The sequence below is a fragment of the Nostoc sp. ChiSLP03a genome, assembly GCF_034531215.2.
Classification (GTDB): domain Bacteria; phylum Cyanobacteriota; class Cyanobacteriia; order Cyanobacteriales; family Nostocaceae; genus Nostoc.
In genome coordinates, this window is the sequence record NZ_JAVRBQ020000067.1 from 1 (window position 1) to 18,521 (window position 18,521).

General features: G+C 40.9%; 15 protein-coding genes and 1 pseudogene. 3 read left to right on the forward strand and 13 right to left on the reverse strand.

Annotated features, from left to right (window positions below; translation table 11 throughout):
- Positions 1-351: 351 nt before the first annotated feature.
- From secA to surE, 10 genes and pseudogenes are all read right to left on the reverse strand, one after another.
- Complete coding sequence (gene secA / locus RMY32_RS11155; protein ID WP_322709927.1) at positions 352-3,144, reverse strand: preprotein translocase subunit SecA; 2,793 nt, start codon at positions 3,142-3,144, stop codon at positions 352-354.
- Positions 3,145-3,458: 314 nt separating this feature from the next.
- Positions 3,459-4,046, reverse strand: coding sequence for a cytochrome C (locus RMY32_RS11160; RefSeq protein WP_322701108.1), 588 nt, complete (start codon positions 4,044-4,046; stop codon positions 3,459-3,461).
- A gap of 184 nt (positions 4,047-4,230) precedes the next feature.
- A pseudogene (locus RMY32_RS11165) lies at positions 4,231-4,561 on the reverse strand (type II toxin-antitoxin system RelE/ParE family toxin).
- A 46-nt stretch (positions 4,562-4,607) separates the two neighbouring features.
- The gene (locus RMY32_RS11170) at positions 4,608-4,763 is read right to left on the reverse strand and encodes a hypothetical protein (RefSeq protein ID WP_322709930.1); all 156 of its coding nucleotides are present in this window, start codon (positions 4,761-4,763) and stop codon (positions 4,608-4,610) included.
- Positions 4,764-4,818: 55 nt separating this feature from the next.
- Positions 4,819-7,311: a dynamin family protein gene (locus RMY32_RS11175; RefSeq protein WP_322709931.1), complete on the reverse strand. Its 2,493-nt coding sequence runs from the start codon at positions 7,309-7,311 to the stop codon at positions 4,819-4,821.
- Between the two features lie 30 nt (positions 7,312-7,341).
- Complete coding sequence (locus RMY32_RS11180) at positions 7,342-7,983, reverse strand: VWA domain-containing protein (protein ID WP_322709932.1); 642 nt, start codon at positions 7,981-7,983, stop codon at positions 7,342-7,344.
- 946 nt (positions 7,984-8,929) lie between these two features.
- Positions 8,930-9,838 (reverse strand): MoxR family ATPase, encoded by a 909-nt coding sequence (locus RMY32_RS11185; RefSeq protein WP_322709933.1) that lies wholly within the window; start codon positions 9,836-9,838, stop codon positions 8,930-8,932.
- A gap of 235 nt (positions 9,839-10,073) precedes the next feature.
- Entirely contained in the window at positions 10,074-11,150 is a 1,077-nt protein-coding gene (locus RMY32_RS11190) for a bifunctional riboflavin kinase/FAD synthetase (RefSeq protein ID WP_322709935.1), read from the reverse strand.
- 348 nt (positions 11,151-11,498) lie between these two features.
- Complete coding sequence (locus RMY32_RS11195; RefSeq protein WP_322709936.1) at positions 11,499-12,395, reverse strand: MBL fold metallo-hydrolase; 897 nt, start codon at positions 12,393-12,395, stop codon at positions 11,499-11,501.
- Between the two features lie 276 nt (positions 12,396-12,671).
- The gene (surE, locus tag RMY32_RS11200; RefSeq protein WP_322709939.1) at positions 12,672-13,478 is read right to left on the reverse strand and encodes a 5'/3'-nucleotidase SurE; all 807 of its coding nucleotides are present in this window, start codon (positions 13,476-13,478) and stop codon (positions 12,672-12,674) included.
- A gap of 371 nt (positions 13,479-13,849) precedes the next feature.
- Here surE and pheS point away from each other — a divergent pair, with 371 nt between their 5' ends.
- From pheS to RMY32_RS11215, 3 genes are read left to right on the forward strand one after another with little or no spacing between them, the layout of a single operon-like run.
- Complete coding sequence (pheS, locus tag RMY32_RS11205; protein WP_229490194.1) at positions 13,850-14,842, forward strand: phenylalanine--tRNA ligase subunit alpha; 993 nt, start codon at positions 13,850-13,852, stop codon at positions 14,840-14,842.
- Between the two features lie 44 nt (positions 14,843-14,886).
- Positions 14,887-15,102: a hypothetical protein gene (locus tag RMY32_RS11210; protein WP_322701107.1), complete on the forward strand. Its 216-nt coding sequence runs from the start codon at positions 14,887-14,889 to the stop codon at positions 15,100-15,102.
- A complete protein-coding gene (locus RMY32_RS11215; RefSeq protein ID WP_190730806.1) occupies positions 15,099-15,383 on the forward strand; it encodes a type II toxin-antitoxin system YafQ family toxin in 285 nt (94 codons plus the stop codon). Before RMY32_RS11210 ends, RMY32_RS11215 begins: the two co-directional genes overlap by 4 nt.
- Positions 15,384-15,707: 324 nt before the next feature.
- Here the strand turns inward: RMY32_RS11215 and RMY32_RS11220 are convergent, their stop codons facing one another.
- From RMY32_RS11220 to RMY32_RS11230, 3 genes are all read right to left on the reverse strand, one after another.
- On the reverse strand, positions 15,708-17,150 hold the full coding sequence (locus RMY32_RS11220) for an ATP-dependent DNA helicase RecQ (RefSeq protein ID WP_322709937.1): 1,443 nt from the start codon (positions 17,148-17,150) through the stop codon (positions 15,708-15,710).
- Between the two features lie 140 nt (positions 17,151-17,290).
- Positions 17,291-18,034 carry a metallophosphoesterase gene (locus RMY32_RS11225; protein WP_322709938.1) on the reverse strand — a complete coding sequence of 248 codons (744 nt, stop codon included), beginning with the start codon at positions 18,032-18,034 and terminating at the stop codon, positions 17,291-17,293.
- A gap of 166 nt (positions 18,035-18,200) precedes the next feature.
- Positions 18,201-18,413, reverse strand: a complete 213-nt coding sequence (locus tag RMY32_RS11230) for a type II toxin-antitoxin system RelE/ParE family toxin (protein ID WP_409882745.1) — start codon at positions 18,411-18,413, stop codon at positions 18,201-18,203.
- Positions 18,414-18,521 lie beyond the last annotated feature (108 nt).

The following is an 18,521-nucleotide window of genomic DNA, read 5'->3' on the forward strand; positions in this document are numbered from 1 at the left end:
AACGGCTACTTTTCTGACCGAAGTATCACCTCTTTCATACGCATTTACTATTTTTGAACGCAAATCGATTGAGTACGGTTTCATTGTAGTTCTTAATACACTATTATTTAATGTACCTCACAAACCTCGAAAGTGCTGTAAAACCTCGTTCTGCCAGAACTCGATCGATTCGATTTGTGATAGTAAGGGTAACTATTACTTGCCCCATTTGCTTACCCTGAAGACTTGGTAGTATCAGCTTACCCGTTTCAGCAAACTCCTGAAAACAAAATATTTTTGAGAGATGCTTTAAAACACAAAGACGCAAAAGCACTCTTTGCTCCTTTGCGTCTCTGCGTAATATATTCCTTACTACACCATCTCAGACGAAGCCTGCACTACCGGTTGGGGCTGTGGCTGGAACATGAACAACGAGTAAACAACGTCTCGGCGGATGTTAACCATCATATCCAAGAACAATTCATACCCCTCGCTCTTGTATTCAATTAGCGGGTCTTTTTGCCCATAACCACGTAATCCCACCGATTCGCGCAAGGCATCCATTTGTTGCAGGTGTTCGCGCCACAAGGTATCAATGCGTTGCAAGATAAAGAAGCGTTCCGCTTGGCGCATAAGTCCGGGTTGAACTTGGTCAATCTGCGCTTCTTTGAGGTCGTAAGCAATTCGTACCTGTTCATGGAGGAAGGCTTTAATCTCGCTGACTGTAATATCTTCTAATTGACTCGCTTGTAAATCAGCTAGCAGATAGACAAATTCTTTGACTTTCTCAACCAACTTTTCTAACTCCCACTCTTCCGAGGGCAAGTCTATATTGATGTAGAAGTCAACGATGTCATCCATCGTTTTTTCAGCGTATTTAATCACCTGTTCTTTCAAATCTTGACCTTCTAGCACTCGCCGGCGTTCGGCATAAATAGCACGACGTTGATTATTCATCACCTCGTCATACTCAAATACCTGCTTCCGAATGTCGTAGTAGTAGGTTTCAACTTTTTTCTGTGCGCCTTCCAAACTCCGGGTAAGCATCCCAGATTCGATGGGCATATCTTCTTCCACTTGGAAGGCATTCATTAACCCAGCGACGCGATCGCCACCAAAAATCCGCAGTAGGTTATCCTCTAAACTGAGGAAGAATCTCGTGGTTCCAGGGTCGCCTTGTCTTCCTGCACGTCCGCGCAACTGATTGTCAATCCGGCGCGATTCGTGGCGTTCTGTACCAATGACGTGCAAACCGCCGATACCCACTACCTCTTCATGTTCGCGGGTAGTAAATTGTTCGTATTCCTGTTTGACGCGATTATAAGCTTCCCGCAATTTCTGAATTACAGGGTCATCAATGGGGGCTTTTTCTGCGGCTACAGCTACCTTGTCTTCAGCTTCCAATTCTGGTAAACTGCGTTCCCCGTACTCACGCACCGCAATTTCTACTGCATCTTTGAGTAGTTTTTCTGTTTCTTTTGTCAATTGAGTCGGGAAAATTTCTGGCGAAGCCCGCCAAGTTTTGACTTTTTTACCAGGGACAAAGCCTTGACCACCACCATGTCCTGTAGGCAATCCGGCTGCTCTTTGCACGCCAAAGGCGTCTTCATCTTCTGGCATGACGATTCGGGGCATGAAGTATTCCCGCAGCTTCAGACGTGCCATGTATTCGGAGTTGCCACCCAAAATGATGTCTGTACCTCTACCAGCCATGTTAGTAGCAATGGTAACAGCACCTTTTCGTCCAGCTTGGGCGACGATTTCCGCCTCACGCTCGACGTTTTCCGGTCTGGCGTTGAGTAATTCGTGAGGAATCTTCAAATCCTTCAATAGGCGGCTGAGAAGTTCGGATTTTTCTACACTAGTGGTTCCTACTAATACAGGTCTGCCAAGTTGGTGCATTTCGGCACATTCTCCGGCGATCGCTCCCCACTTACCTGCTTCTGTCTTAAACACCATATCAGACAAATCTTCGCGTCTGCGATCGCGGTTAGTAGGAATTACCGCAACTTCAAGTTTATAAATTTTTTCAAATTCTGGTTCTTCGGTTTTTGCCGTTCCTGTCATTCCACCGAGTTTTGGATACAGCAAGAACATATTTTGGTATGTAATTGTCGCGAGAGTTTGAGTTTCTGGCTGAATCTCTACGCGTTCTTTCGCTTCAATCGCCTGGTGTAATCCATCGCTCCAACGCCGTCCGGCTAGCACCCGACCAGTAAATTCATCCACAATTACTACTTCACCATTGCGGACGATGTAATTTACATCTTTAAGGAAAAGTTCCTTGGCTTTAATTGCATTGAAAATGAAGTGCGCCCAAGGATCTTCTGGGTCAAATAAATCTGTAACTCCCAAAAGATTTTCCGATTCGGCAAACCCTTCATCTGTCAATAGAACGTTGCGAGCTTTTTCATCCACATCGTAATGCTCGTCTTTTTTGAGTGTGAATGCTATTTCAGCAGCTTGCAGATATTTTTCTGTAGGCCTTTCCACCTGCCCAGAAATAATCAGTGGTGTCCGCGCCTCATCAACTAAAATCGAGTCCACCTCGTCAATTACGCAATAATTAAACGGGCGTTGTACCACATCTGCCATTGATGTCGCCATGTTATCCCGCAGATAGTCGAAGCCGACCTCGCTGTTGGTAACATAAGTGATATCGCAATCGTAGTTTTTCTGGCGTTCATTAGGAGTCATGCTTGACTGAATTAGCCCCACACTCAGCCCCAAGAAGCGATGCACCTGTCCCATCCATTCAGCGTCCCGACGAGCTAGGTAATCGTTTACGGTGATGACGTGTACACCTTTACCAGTAAGGGCGTTTAAGTAGCTTGGCAAGGTGGCGACTAGTGTTTTACCTTCACCAGTTTTCATCTCGGCAATTTGCCCCACGTGCAAAATAATACCACCAAGGAGTTGGACATCAAAATGCCGCAAGCCTAATACTCGCCGTGCTGCTTCCCGAACAACGGCGTAAGCTTCTGGCAATATGTCATCTAGGGTTTCGCCTTTAGCGAGCCGTTGTTTAAATTCGACGGTTTTACCTTTTAACTCATCATCGGAAAGAACCTTAATTTCTTCCTCTAAAAGGTTAATTTCAGTAACAGAAGGTTGGTATTTTTTAAGCTTACGAGCGTTGGGGTCGCCCAACAAAAGTTTTAGCATGGCAGGTTATAGAACTGAATCAAAGGGGATGGGAATTAAAGGGTCGGCATTGATTATAAACATTTAACCCAGCCCAAACGTCTTGGTCGTGGATGGGTGTGAAATGAGAATTACCTCAAAAGCAGGATAAAAACTAGCCAATCATTTAATAAACTGATTGGTTTGAACTCTTATCTTATATTTACTCTTTCTTCATAGTATCATTTTGCCCCCAGATGGGGCCAGAGAGGGTGTGGGGGAATAGAGTTAGGAGTTAAGAGTTAGGAGTTATGAGTTATAAGTTATGAATTTTTCAACTCCTCACTCCTCACTCCTCACTTCCATTCTGCTGTCAGGCGGCGGAAATTGTAATCATTAGCACTGGGATGACAGCTGACACAGCTGCCAATCTGGACGGGACGTGATAATTCAACTCCTGGATGCAAAGCTTTGAAATAACGCGAATTGTTGAGGCGATATGGTGTTTCTTCGTCGTCTAGCTGCACGCGGGAGAAAGTCGAAAGATATTTCCACACCAAGATGCGTTGCGGATCGACTAAAGGCTGGAGTTGTGCGCCGTAGTGCTGCGAGTCTTGCAGGATATTTTTCCAAGTTTGGGTAGGTAAAACGGCTGGCGGTATGGCAATGTGACATTTGGAGCAGTTTTCTAAATAAAGTTCTTGCCCCAATTGGTATTGTGCAGGTACTACATCAACAGTGCCAATTTCCGCGGGAGGAGTCGCACTTTGGGCGTTAGTTGCCAAAGCTAGAAGCCAGCCCATAGCTAAACTCCACGTTATAATTACCAGAAGTAAACCGAAAAATTGGCGTTTGAACTCACGTTCGGCGCTTGGCTGTAGCGCTTGGCGTTGGCGTAGCCCGCCGTAGGCATCGCGGATTTTGCGCTTAACAAAAATTGACATTCCTCACATTCCCAAATATTTAAAAGTGGCGCTTGTGCTAATCATAAGACTTACGCAGTATTGACAGTGTTTCAAATTTTGTGTAAATAGTTTTGTCAGCAACACATCTTTTATATTGACAACAGTAATATAAATATCTATTCGGCACACCACTGACTATGCAAGGAAAAGTATTCTAGTAGTTTTAACCTGACTCACTATAAAAATCAGCCACAATATCTCGGATTTCATTTGCACCAATATCTTCTCGGACAGATTTGGAATAAATCGTTAGTAGCAAAATACTTGCAGGTGACTCAACTTGATAAATCAATCGGTATCCAGCACTCTTACCTTTTTGGATACTACTGTTACGAACTATCACCTTATAAACAACATACTCCTCACCAATGCCCGCAATGCGTAGGGCATAGCCCGCCGTAGGCATCACCGACAAAATTGCCTTGCTGTAATTGCTCTATAATCGGTTGAACATCAGAGTGAATATTGCGAAATCTTTTTGAAAGGTCACACAAGTTTTATTTATATTGAGGAGTTAAATCGATTAATACCGATAGCTGTTCATTCGGCATCAATTCTCTCCAACATTTGAGATAGTGGTAAGTGCTGCCCTGTTTTTGCTTGCTGTAAGGCTCTCCTCAAACTAGCTTTAATCTCCTCAACGGGTGTATCATCAGGGTCAACCTCTTCTGCTTCTGCTTGTTCTGGAACCAACACAATTATCCGAACCTGATTGTTTCATTTAATATTCTGAATTAGAAATTATATTTTTTTAAACAAAAACTAATCGCTGACGCTGATTAAATTCTTTAACATTTTTAACCGCACTTATCCAATCTACTTGTATTTGCTTACGTTCTTCTATCTGTTTAAATTCAATCCATACCTTAGAAGTTATGTCAGGATCAGATAAAAAAAGCCTCCATTCTCTCTCCATACCTTTGTCGTAAAGAACGCGATCAATGAACTCCTCTGCCATGTAATATCGCACGCGACTAGGAGTTTTTTTCCATTCTTCTAAAGTTGCTCGACATCTTTCAACCGCTTCTGTATGAAGCCGTTCGAGATCGCTCTTTACTGAAGCTGCATCAGTAATCTTGAAGTCATTTGCCCCAGCGTTTACAACATTACTAACTACGTCTACAACCTCACCAACAATAGAATCTGATAATCCCAACTGAGCTTGAGTAACAGAGACAGCAACATCTACAGCAACATTTTTTATAGCTTCAGTTCCAGACTGTATAACTTCTTCTCTAGAAGATTGAGTTTGTGAATTAGCTCTAACACCTCCAAGAACTTGCTCAAGTTCTCTACGGATTGACTCTAGAATTAGCGCCCCGTAAGACATTTTGAACTCTAAAAGGGTCTTGAAACCAACTTCAAGCTTATTTTGATGTTCATTCAGCATCTTGCTCATTTCTTCTAGAAACTTAATACCGTTAACATCAAGTGATTTCGCTAATTCACCTAAACCTCCCTTAGTAATTAGGGTGTTTGCGATTGAAATTTTGAGTTGATCGGAAGCATCTTTTAGTCCTTGATCTAGTGACAAAAAGTTTTGTGACAGGTGCGATCTCAATTCAGCAGCAAGAACACGATGAACAACATTCAGATTTTTATATCTCGGGTGACGCATAAGTTCTGTAATTTGTTCTGCATCAGGAATGCCTGGATCGCTGTTACATTTCTGTATTGAATCATCAATAACCTTCTGAAATTCAACGTCAATTTCCTCATGGTTTTCCCAAAGATTTTCCAGTAGATCAATGAGTCCTGTCGAAAGAGCATTTATAGTCTTTTCAAAATTGCTCTCAAATTGTTGAGATTTGCCAACGTAGGAATTTAAAGCTTTTTGCCCTTTCTCTAGCTCGATGTTTATATAGCTATAAGTTTGCAATACGTTATTCTGACGAGAACGAGCATATTGTTCTTCTATTTCAAGAATATTTTTATCTAAATATTCAAGAATTTTAGTAAGAACCTTATTTGTTTCATTCCGATCCGAACAATCAGCTATAATCGGTTGCTCTGCAATTATAATACTCTGAGTATCGTTCTTTAAATCTTCGCAAGCACTAAGGTTATCTTCATTACCATACTTCCGATAATTAAGAACCATAAAAGCTCGGCTAGCCAAGTTATCTAAAGCTTCATTCGCTATATCATAAAGATTGAAATCATGTTTGTCCCATTGGTAACGATCAACATCAGGTTTGCGAACGAATAAAACTATATCAACTTCCTGTTCTAAAGTCTTTAATATAAGTTTTTCATCAGCTACTCTTGTATCACCTAATCCAGGCACATCGACAAGTCCTAATCTGTTTACCTCAATTTTTGGAAATCGACAACGAATTTCAACTTCTTGAACTGCTAAATGCTCAACATTAATAAGGTTCTTTTTTTCATCCCGCTTTTGAGCTACATATTTTGAAATATCCTCTTTCTTTGTAATTATTTTCTCGCGAGGTGAACCTGTTTTAAGCGAATTGTGATAGTGTCTAAATGTTAAATGGTAGTCATTTTGGAGACGATTGTACATCTCTTGATGTGTTGCACTCTTAGCTGTAGGCAAAGAAGGTAAAGGTTTACTTCCAAAATCATCCAAAGTAGGGATATTACCTAAATTTAATTCACGATAGTACTCTCCGATTACTTCCTTAATAAACGTAGTTTCCGAATGAAATTTAACTATTGCTTTAGTCTCACCATCGTGATGAAAAACTTTGCTACGAACTGCGGTGCAAGCTTTTCCCTTCCATGCAGGAAGTTCATCGTTGGTCAGACCACTTAAGCTTTTAAGCAATTCACTCTTACCTTGACCCATTGTTCCCACGACACCAATGTTCAGGGTTATACGGGAAAATCTTTGAATCAGTTTGTCTAGTTCTTTAATATCTTGGTCTATTCTCTCCTCCAAAATATCAAAATTAATTTCTGTGAGTTTTTTATCTACGTCAGTAGAACCAATTTTCTGTACAAGTTCATTACGACGCTGTTTTAAACTAACAATTTTTTCACGAAGCTCAGACAAATGTTTATAGACTGGTTTAACTTGATTTGCAAAGTCTTGACGCTTCTGAATAATATCTGCAATACGTTTACTTATTGCATTACCAGATTCATTAATCGGTTGAGGCTCATCAATCTGTGTATCCAAACCATTTGTATTTGGATCATCCAACCTTTGAGGTACAGAACTTTTCCCATTTACTTTAGGCAAAAATTCATTCAGCATACTGTCTTTATTTTCTTCTGGCATAATTGCAATCCTTATAGTTAACTTTGTAGTCTAGTCCGTGATAGCTCGTAGTAAAACATCTTTCATTTTTAAACATTTCTGGTTGATTTCTTCAAAAGTGAGTGTGTCTACAATATCAATTTTTGCTCCTAAAGATTCTTTAAGGTCATCATCTAAAATTTTAAGAAACTCAGTTGCCTTTTTATCATTTCCAATTTGAATAAAAGAGATACCCAATTCTTTTCTATCTCCATCTATTTTATGAGTAGCTTCAACTATGGTTTTAACAACTGCGTTTCGATCATCGGCTTCTCCATCAGTAACAACTAATATAATTTCTCCATTAGGCTGAGTTTTTCCGTTTGCCTTTCGCTGAAAATAATTATCTAATGCATTTTGTAAAACTGCTGCCAGATTTGTATTTCCAAAGGGTTCTTCATCTTCAAATATTTCAATAACCTTATCAGCAGTAACGTTTTCAAAACGTTTAAAAGTGTTATTAAATGTATAAACAGTAATACCGTCTGGATCTAATTGTTCGCATTTACTAGCGAAAGCAATGGTAGACTCTTTTATTAATTCCCATCGACTTTGAAGCTTTTGTTCATTTTGGATTTTAATTTTATCCTCATCCTTTGTCCACATACTGCCACTTTGGTCGATTATGAGTGTATAGTCACGTTTGTCCAGCATAGTAGCTCCTTTACTTTTAGTACTTATACGATTCTGAAATTGTTACACGGTCATTAATTACTGAACATTTATCAAACTGTCCGCAGTATTTCAGCACAAGCTTAATTGTTGATAGTAACTGCATTTTGACAGGCTGATTTTGATATTTCCTTATTAAACAAGAAAACGTGTTAACTTATAGCTTTTTTCCTGTTCAACAACTGCCAGTAAGTTATGAATTTTTGGTAGAATATTTTGTGAATTTGATTGTTTTTAGCTAGTATATCTATTTAGTACCATATCTGCTTACAACTTATAATTGAAGATATTGAATCGGTAATTATTTGTAATAATTGCCTATTATAAATACACTTTTTCGTACTTTATTACTTAAGATAAATCGATAATTTTTGTTATTAAGATGTATTTTTTTTACAAAAATATATTGTTTATACTTCAATCATTAAAAATATATTTTTCTTGCAATATATAGCTTGAGAGTCAAAAATAGGTATGAATAGAGCAGACAATTCAAATAAATTTAGTATTAATTAAAGCATCATATTTAGCAGAAAAAAGACATGAGCTTAGGTAATCATTTTTTTGATGGTTGTCAAAAGCGATGTCTGTCTTGAAAAGTTCAGATCGGCGGAAACGACGCGATACACTTTTCGCTACGACGGGCTACGCCTACGCATTTCCCAAAGTCTCATAAATCCTCTCCAAAAACCGCTAAAATGTAAGTACATAGTGTATATACATTGCATAATGAGTAGCTCCTACAGCATTCGCAGTACTAAAATAGGTAATATCAACACGCACCAATTGAAGCAGTATCAAAAATCTAAAATTTAGATTAACCCTTGGAAGCTAAACTACATCTAGTTTGCATAATCTTAAATTGTACATTTATTGTAAGGTAGGCGTCTCGCGCCCAATATATGCAAGTTAAATGTAGAACAGCTTATTAAGGAATAGAAACCGATCGCAATAATCGCTCAACAACAGTTCTTGAATTGCGCCCTCCTCTAGGAATAAGTCGATGGCACAGAACATAAGGGACAAGAAATTTCACATCATCGGGAATGGCATAATCACGCCCTAATAGAAAAGCTAAGGCTTGAGCAGCCCGTTGTAATGCTAATGTGCCACGGGGACTGACACCAAGGGCGATTTCCTCGTCTTGACGTGTTGCCCGTACCAATTCGAGAATGTATTGTTGCAAGGAAGTTGCTACTTTTACTTGAGAGCAGAGATAACGCAATTCCTGCACTTCTGCCAAGGTAATACAAGGCTGCAAATTAGCAACTTTGACACCATTTTGGAGATTTTGTAGCATCAGGAGTTCTTCTGCCTCAGAAGGATAGCCCAAACTCAGCGACAACATAAACCGATCCATTTGCGCTTCTGGCAGAGGAAAAGTACCTTGATACTCGATAGGGTTTTGAGTAGCAATTACAAAGAAGGGCTGAGGAACTGCACGAGAGACACCATCAACTGTTACTTGATGTTCCTCCATCACTTCCAATAAAGCTGACTGAGTGCGGGGTGTGGCGCGGTTAATTTCATCAGCCAATAGCACATTAGTAAAGACTGGCCCAGGCAAAAAAGTAAATTCGCCGCTTTTTGGGTTCCAGATATTGGTGCCGGTAATATCAGTTGGCAGTAAATCGGGAGTGCATTGTAGCCGTTGAAACTTGCCATCCAGCGAGCGAGCTAAGGATTTAGCGAGTAGGGTTTTACCAACACCAGGAACATCTTCTAAGAGAGCATGGCCACCACCTAGCAATGCTACTAGCACTAAGCGTATTGCCTCAGCTTTGCCAACGATGGTAAGAGCCAGATTTTTTGTTAAAGCGTCGATTTTTTTTCTCATGCGTTGTGGGGAGTGAGGAGTGTGTAATGGGGAGTTGGGAGTTAGGAGTTAGGAGTTATAAGAATTCTTCCCTAATGCCCAATGCTCAATTTTCCTAAATACATTGTTCCCACTTAGAACTCGTAACTCTGCCAATTTTAGATTTTGAATTTTGGATTTGGGATTGAAGTAAAAATCTAAAATCTAAAATCCAAAATTGAATGACTCCAAACTCCTAACTCTTAACTCCTAACTTTTAACTTTCCGCTCCAGCACTCAAAACTTCTCTAGCAACAACGCAGTCAAGTTGAATTTGTGTTTTCAGGGCTTCGAGAGAAGGAAATTTTTGTTCGGGGCGCAAAAATTTAACTAGTTGCACAACCAGTTTTTTGCCATACAAATCACCAGACCAATCGAATAAATGTACTTCCGCAGATGAATAAGTACCGTTTACAGTTGGACGATTACCGATATTCATGACGCCCAAGTTTTCACTAGGAACAGTATCAGATGTTTCACCAAGAGTGAAAACACGGACAGCGTAGACTCCTTGACGGGGCAAAAACTTTTCTTTTGGTAGTTGGAGGTTAGCGGTGGGAAAGCCAATTGTTCTGCCCAATTGTTGACCTTGAACGACATCACCAAGGAGGGTGTAAGGGCGTCCTAATAACAGATTTGCGTTTTTGATGTCTCCCTGCTCAAGGTTTTGGCGGATCAATGAAGTGCTAATACGGGCATCTTGAGTCGGAGTAGTACTGACGCAACTGGTTTGGGTGGACGAATCACCTGTATAAGTTTGTAAGGGAACGATGGTAACGGGAATATTGTGCTTGGCGGCGAGTAATTGCAAATCTTGAGCAGTACCACTGCGCTTTTCGCCAAAACAAAAATCCTGCCCGATGCTAATTCGTTGGCATCGCAGTTGTTGCACGAGAATTTTTTCGACAAATTCTTCGGGGGTCAACGCAGACAATTCTTTGTCAAAGGGTAGTAATACCAGTTGTTCTACCCCAAGCGCTCGCAATTGTTGGACTTTTTCATCCAGTGGCGTTAACAATGTCCGGGGTTGCCCTGTAAAGAACTCCTGTGGATGGGGGTCAAAGGTGACAACAGTTGAATAGGTATATTCTTGATTTGTCAGTTGATTTCCCTTTGAGTGCGGACTACTAGCTCCTGACAAGTGACCACCAGTGTGCAAGACTGGTTGAATTACCCTTTGATGACCAAGATGAACGCCATCAAACTTGCCAAGGGCAACAGCAGTCGGCGTTAGTAGCCCAACGCTAGAAAAAGCAACCCGCACAGAACACCCATTTTTAGACAAATTTAGCACTTGGATTCTGAGATTTTAGGTTTATTTTAGCTCTCAGCAGGAAGCTACCCTATGGTAAACCGCCTTCAGGAGGACAGCTTTTGTAGTACCAATTTGTCATTTGTCATTTGTCCTTTGTCTTTTGTCATTTGTAAATAACCAACGACCAATGACCAATGATCAATGACCAATAACCAATGACCAACGACCAATGACCAGTGTGTCTTCCTGTTGTCGCCCTAATCTTGTGGTCGGCGTGACAATTCTGGGCAGCGCTGTCTCACCGTACAGCCAACAGGGACGCTCTGGCGCTGAAAGCCTCTGATCACCAATCTAATCTAAAATCTCCAATTCCTCCGATCGCAATCTTTAGGTAGAAAACTTGCTAACAGGAAAAGATTCTGATAAGACAACTGAGGTCGGAACCTGAAGTACCAATCCTTCCCGTGCCATAATCGCACCAGGAAATTTTTCAGCGGCTTCTTTGCCTACATTATCCAAAAAGTCGTCATCGTGTGCCGGGTCGTGGTGGTAAATCACCAGAGTTTTGACGTTAGCGGCTTGTGCCACTTTTACAGCTTCTTGCCAAGTAGAATGCCCCCAGCCAATTTTCGGGGATTTTGGCGAGTGGTATTCCTCGTCTGTGTAGGTAGAATCGTAAACCAGAATGTCAGCATTACGAGCTAACCACAACACATTGTCATCGAGTCGATCGGGAAAATGTTCGGTATCAGTGATGTAAGTAGCTGCACCACCACGCCAGTTGACGCGGTATCCTACAGCTTCACCTGGATGATTTAAAGGTGCCGTTTCTACGGTAAGGTCATCAATGTGGATTGGTTGCCCCGGTCGAATGTCGTAGAAATTTAAATTGGCTTGCATAATCTGCAAGGGTACGGGAAAGTTCGGGTGCAACATTTGATCGTTGAGGCGCTGTTCTATGGTAGAACCATCAGGTGCGATCGCGCCGTAAATATGAAAGTCATTCCCCTTTACAAACCCTGGCGTAAAGAAGGGAAAACCTTGCATATGATCCCAGTGAGAGTGGGTAAAAAATATGTGAGCTTCTAACGGCATTTGGCGCAACAGAGATTGCCCCAAAACATGTAGTCCCGTGCCAGCATCGAAAACTAAGCGTTTATCGCCCGTTTGCATTGATATGCAAGGGGTATTACCGCCGTAACGAACAGTGTGTGGCCCTGGGCTGGGGATGCTGCCGCGAACGCCCCAAAATTGTACGGTAAATTGATTCTCTATCCTCGACATGGGTGTTGCTTACTGGACTGAGCGGGCGATAAATGAAAGAATTGTTACTTATTTTGTCTAAGTTTATGCTGTGTCACTGATTTTGCTAGAGGGAAGATTTCTTGGTAAAACAGCATATCCTGTTTCTGGCTGATTGTGTAAATGTGAATGAAGTAGTCAGTTAAAATTTTCTAGGTTTTGGGTTGAATGTGTATCGGTTATTTCAAGATTGCCCCTACGTTATAGCCTACATTTTTCCGTGATGCATTTGAATAACCCCATTTTTGTCCCGATCGATCAAATGATTCCAGGAAAATTGAATTCCCAATCTGATAATTTATCTAATCCAGTTGCGTAAGTAAGATTGTATTGCAACGGAGTAATACTGATGTAATTTTTACGTACAACTTCCACATCTGTAGGTACATTTTGAGGCAGATTTAATCCGCTTGGGGGTTCTACATCCTCAATTACCTCTCCAGTTAACCAGTAGTAGGTTTTTCCACGAGGATCGACTCGTTTATTAAACACATCAATGTAATGCCGTAGACCTTGACGGGTGAGAGCAACTCCGGCAATTTCTTCCCATTTGACCGCAGGAATATTGACGTTGAGCAACATTAAATCTGGCAGCGGTTTTTGGGCTAACTGGTCTACGAGAACTGTGGCAAACTTAGCAGCAGCTTGAAAGTCTTTAGATGTGTGACTCATCAGACTCAGCGCTACGCTGGGAATGCCTTCAATTAGACCTTCCATTGCCGCAGAAACAGTGCCAGAATACAGAATTTCCGTTCCCAAATTCGCACCTTGATTAATACCAGAGAGAACCAAATCCGGCGGAGTTTCCAGCAAAGCCCACAGCGCCAATTTGACGCAATCTGAAGGCGTACCATCACAAGCCCAAGCTTTGACAGCAGGATGAAAAATCTCTTCAACAATTTCGGCGCGAATCGGTTGGTGTAAAGTTAACCCGTGTCCAGTTGCCGATCGCTCTCGATCTGGGCAAACTACACTCACATCATGACCAGCCTCTGCCAAATAGTTGGCTAGGGTACGAATCCCCAAGGCAGAAACGCCGTCGTCGTTGCTAATTAGTAATTTCATGGTCATTAGTCATTGGTCATTGGTCATTGGTCATTAGTCATCGATCATTAGTTATTAGTTATTTGTTATTAGCCATTTGTCAATGTCTGAGGTCACAATCAGCAAAAAAATATTTATACTCACTAGAGTGTGTGGCAAAATTTTGCCTACTTTTAAGACAAGTTGCTCAATCTCTAAGTCTGGTTAAGTAAGATGTTAGCTGGATTTACACGATTGCTGTACTAGCCCAATCGTCTATAACTGATAAACAGAGGTTTGGTTTCAACCCTCACCTTTAGCTGATGTTAATGCTATGACTGTAAGTTTATTTATCGACCAGTTCACAGCTTTTGACTATAGACTAATGACTAATGACCAATGACTAATAACTAATGACTAGCAATTTAGAAGCTCAACTTTTAGCACTGCGGCAAGAAGGAGAAAAAGCGATCGCAGCCGCCGACACCTTAGAACGTCTGGAGGAACTCAGGGTTAACTATCTGGGTAAAAAAGGGGAACTGGGGGCGCTGTTGCGAAGTATGGGGCAGATGAGTGCAGAGGAACGACCAAAAATTGGAGCGATCGCCAATACAGTCAAAGAATCTCTGCAAACTAGTCTAGACCAGCAACGTGCTGCCTTAGAAGCCGCGCAAATTCAAGCTTTGCTAGAGGCGGAAACTCTGGATGTAACTATGCCGGGAATTTACAGCCCCCAAGGTCGGATTCATCCTCTCAATGGAATTATCGATCGGGCGCTGGATATCTTTGTCGGTATGGGCTATACCGTGGCTCAAGGGCCAGAGATGGAAACAGATTATTATAATTTCGAGGCTCTCAATACCCCGCCTGACCATCCCGCCCGTGATATGCAGGATACCTTCTATCTGCCAGATGGGAATCTTTTACGGACTCATACCTCATCAGTGCAAATTCGTTACATGGAAAGAGAAGAACCACCGATTCGGGTCGTGGCTCCAGGGCGAGTTTATCGGCGAGATAATGTAGACGCCACTCACTCAGCAGTTTTCCATCAAATCGAACTTTTAGCTATTGACGAGGGACTAACTTTTACAGACCTCAAAGGCACAATTAAGGTATTTTTGCAAGCAATATTTGGCGATTTACCAATTCGTTTCCGCGCCAGTTATTTCCCGTTTACCGAACCTTCGGCTGAAGTAGATTTGCAGTGGAATGGACGCTGGCTAGAGGTGATGGGCTGCGGTATGGTCGATCCAAATGTACTTAAGTCTGTGGGTTATGACCCAGAAGTTTATACAGGGTTCGCTGCCGGTTTTGGTGTAGAACGCTTTGCAATGGTGTTACATCAAATCGATGATATTCGTCGGTTGTATGCTAGTGATTTGCGGTTTTTGCAGCAATTTTAGGCATACGTAATAGTTATGTACTGCAAACAAGGTAAGAATAAATAATGACTTCAGTTTCCAGGTTAGATCGAGTTTTAGAAAGCATCGAAGACTTATCAGTAGATGAACAAGAAACATTAATCGATCTGATAAGTCATCGGTTGGCAGAACGGCGGCGTTCTGAAATTGCTGCTAATATCGCTCAAGCACAAGCAGAATACCAGTCGGGTAAAGTGTTCCGTGGTACAGTTACTCAAATAATGGATGAGTTACGCAAGTGATAACTGTAGTTTTGGCATCATCGTTTAAACGAGCATTTAAGCGATTGGTACGACGACAGCCAGAATTACAAGAGCGGATTGGAGAGCGGTTAGCACTACTAACCGCCGATCCATTTGATCCATTGTTGCAGACTCATAAACTTAAAGGCAAACTGTCTGGAGCTTGGGCGTGTTCAGTGGACTATGATTGTCGCATTGTCTTTAACTTCGTGCAAAATATAGAATCTGGGGAAGAGGAAATTTTGCTAATTGATATTGGCACTCATGATGAAGTTTACTGAATTGTAGGTGCTGTTTTAATATTTTCCTACTAACTAATTTTCGATTTAGAATTGAATAATTCAATGACTGCGAGCGCTTCTACTATTTTCCCAGAATTACAGCTAACCGCAGAACAAGTACTCGTAATAGTTTATACAAAATCTGCTACAAAAAACCTTACTTTTTCTCAAATTTGTCCATAGGGTGGTCGGTGAATTACACTAACCACCATTTTGAGACTTTATTTAACTATTCCTGAATGACCGGGAATATCTGCCAAAGGTTCAAATTTACCACCTAAGTATTTGGCGAGAAACTCTTCTGCGATCGCAAGCAAGGGCAGTTTAGCGGCAATTGTCGCAATGTCCGCAACGCAGGTTAGCAGCTTCTTTATCAAAACCAAAGGCATTTAACAAAAACTGCCAACGACACTGCTTAGTTGTTAGATATTGCTGCATTTGTTTAGCGGCGTGTAATTGCGTCGGTGGCTGATTTCCTGCTTTTTGCCCAATGGTGTAATGGAAAGGATCGAGCCAGTTTAACTGTCCATTGCTATGGAGTAAAGCTAGCGCCGTTGCACCTTCGGGAAATTGTCGAGTTACTGCATTCACTTCTCCCTGTTTTGGTAATTTTTTCACAAATTGCTGCGCTATTTGTTGTTGCGATCGCATTTGTTGTTGAAAAAACTCCTGTCTTTGCTTATCCTCTGGATCTAACCACCCCGTAGGTTCACTTACCAACGTTAACGCCTCTGCCGGTTTCCCATCCCTTCCAGCGCGACCAATTTCTTGCACATATTCAGATAACAAATGTGGCGCGTGAAAGTGGGCTACCCAGCGAACATCTGATTTATTAATTCCCATGCCAAACGCACAGGTACAAACCACAAATGGTATTTTATCACTTAACCAGCTTGCTTCTACTTCACGGCGTTCGGTTGCACCCAATCCCGCATGATAACTAGCTGTAGCAAAACCCATCTCTGCTAACCACTCAGCTAAATCTTCGCTATCTCTGCGAGTGCGAACATAAACTAATCCCGATTGTTGCGGTCTATTTTGAATAAACTTTAATAATTGTTGTTTTCTACCTCGTGGTGTCCAAGCGATGCGAACGCTGGGATGCAAATTCGGACGGTAGGGATTCAAGCGGAAAATCTCTGGTTGCTGTAATTGTAAAACTGTTTGAATAGTTTTTTGAGCACAGGGGTCAGCAGTAGCAGTAAAAGCGGCGATGCTAATTTTTGTTCCTGGTGGTTTTGATTTGAGCAATGCTGGACGCACCGCCCCTAATCTGCGATAAGCTGGGCGAAAAGTATCACCCCACTGCACTAAACAATGAGCTTCATCTAAAATTAAGCCATTAATTTGCAATTGCGGGTGAGATAATTTTTCCCAAACTGGCGCACTGAGCAAAGTTTCGGGTGACAAGTACAGTAATCTTAGCTGTTGACGTTCTAAAGCTTGCAGAGTTACACGGCGTTGAGATGAAGATAATTCACTATGCAAAAGTGCTGCTTTTTGGTGGCTTTCTCGTAGTTCCTGAACTTGGTTTTCCATCAACGCCACCAAGGGCGAAACTACCAAAGTTAATCCTGTTTGTAGCAGTGCAGGAAGTTGAAAACAAATCGACTTCCCGCCACCTGTGGGCATAATAATCAGCGCATCTTTTTGTGCTAATAAACTGCTAACAATTTCTCCTTGTGGTGGACGGAAATCTTTATAACCCCAGATTTGTTGAAAAGCAGCGCGGACTTCTTGCCAAGATTTTGTTGTAGGCTGATTCATAATCAATAACTATATAGCACCCATATCCTTGAATGCTGAATATAGCCTTTGTTATCCAGCTAATGGTTCAGTAATTTCATCATTTTAACTGAACTGTATTGAGGTAAAAAGCGGGTTTTTTCTGCCTCCCGAACTATTTATTAAATATCCACTGATAATCCTGGATTAAAGTAATTATTTGGTTCATCTGGATAACCACGCGGATTACAAATAACGCGAGTCAAACCTATTTGATAATCTAATTGATTGTGAATGTGGCCATGAATCCATAATAATGCTCCAGACTCCTCAACTAAAGTATCAAGATTTGAAGCATAAGCAGCACTTAAAATATCTTCTTTATATTGAAAAGGTATAGACTTTATACTAGGAGCATGATGACTGATAATTACATTTTTACCAGACAAGCCAGATAATGTATTTTTTAACCAATTAACTGATTTTTTCCAAATTAGGGCTGTGTCAATAGTTCTTAACTTTGAGTATTGAGGACTTAATCTAATTTTCTTGTAATCGTTCATGACTTGACTAGCTTCTACACCTGCCATACGTGGCTCACCAAACAGTTTAAAATCAGTCCATAAGGTACAACCTAAAAAATTTACACCCTCAATGGTAACTAAATCATTCTCTAGAACATGAATATTAGTTCCTAATGAATAATCTTTCAACTTCTCAACAAGCCTTGGATAAGCACTCCCATAGTATTCATGATTACCTAATACATATATCACTGGTTTATTGGGAATGTTTTGAATTGCCCATTTAATTCCTCTTTCTCTTAAATCAATATCTCCAGCTAAAACAACAATATCCGCATTTATATCAGGAGTATTAAAGGGTTTAAATTCAAGATGCAAATCACTTAATATGTGAATTTTCATGCTAATTCCATAATTAAAGTATTTTAAAATATTATATATGCTTGGCTTTTATATACCTGTCTCGTATTTGTATTGTATTAAGTTAGTTTTATACGCCTGAATAGAGCGATAAGTACTAAACCAAAAACATAGTTACGGTTTAATTATTAATCTACAAACAAAGATTCTAAATCTCGATAACCACTGGCAACACGAGTAATACTAATTCATCTTCCATTGGATAGTAAAATATAATGTAATCATCCACAACAAAACCGCGCAGATTTGGTATAAGCCTTCCATAACTTTTTCCCATCTTAGGGAAACTCGCTACTAGTTTACATTTGGAGCGAATGTCATCAAAAAGCTTATACCAATTCTCTATGAAGATGCATAGAATAAAGCTTCATGGAACAGAGCTTCAAGGATAAAATCATAACAGGTCAAACAGGAGATTAACTCGGAAGACATTTGAGCTAACTCATGTTTAATCCGTTGGCGCAATTCC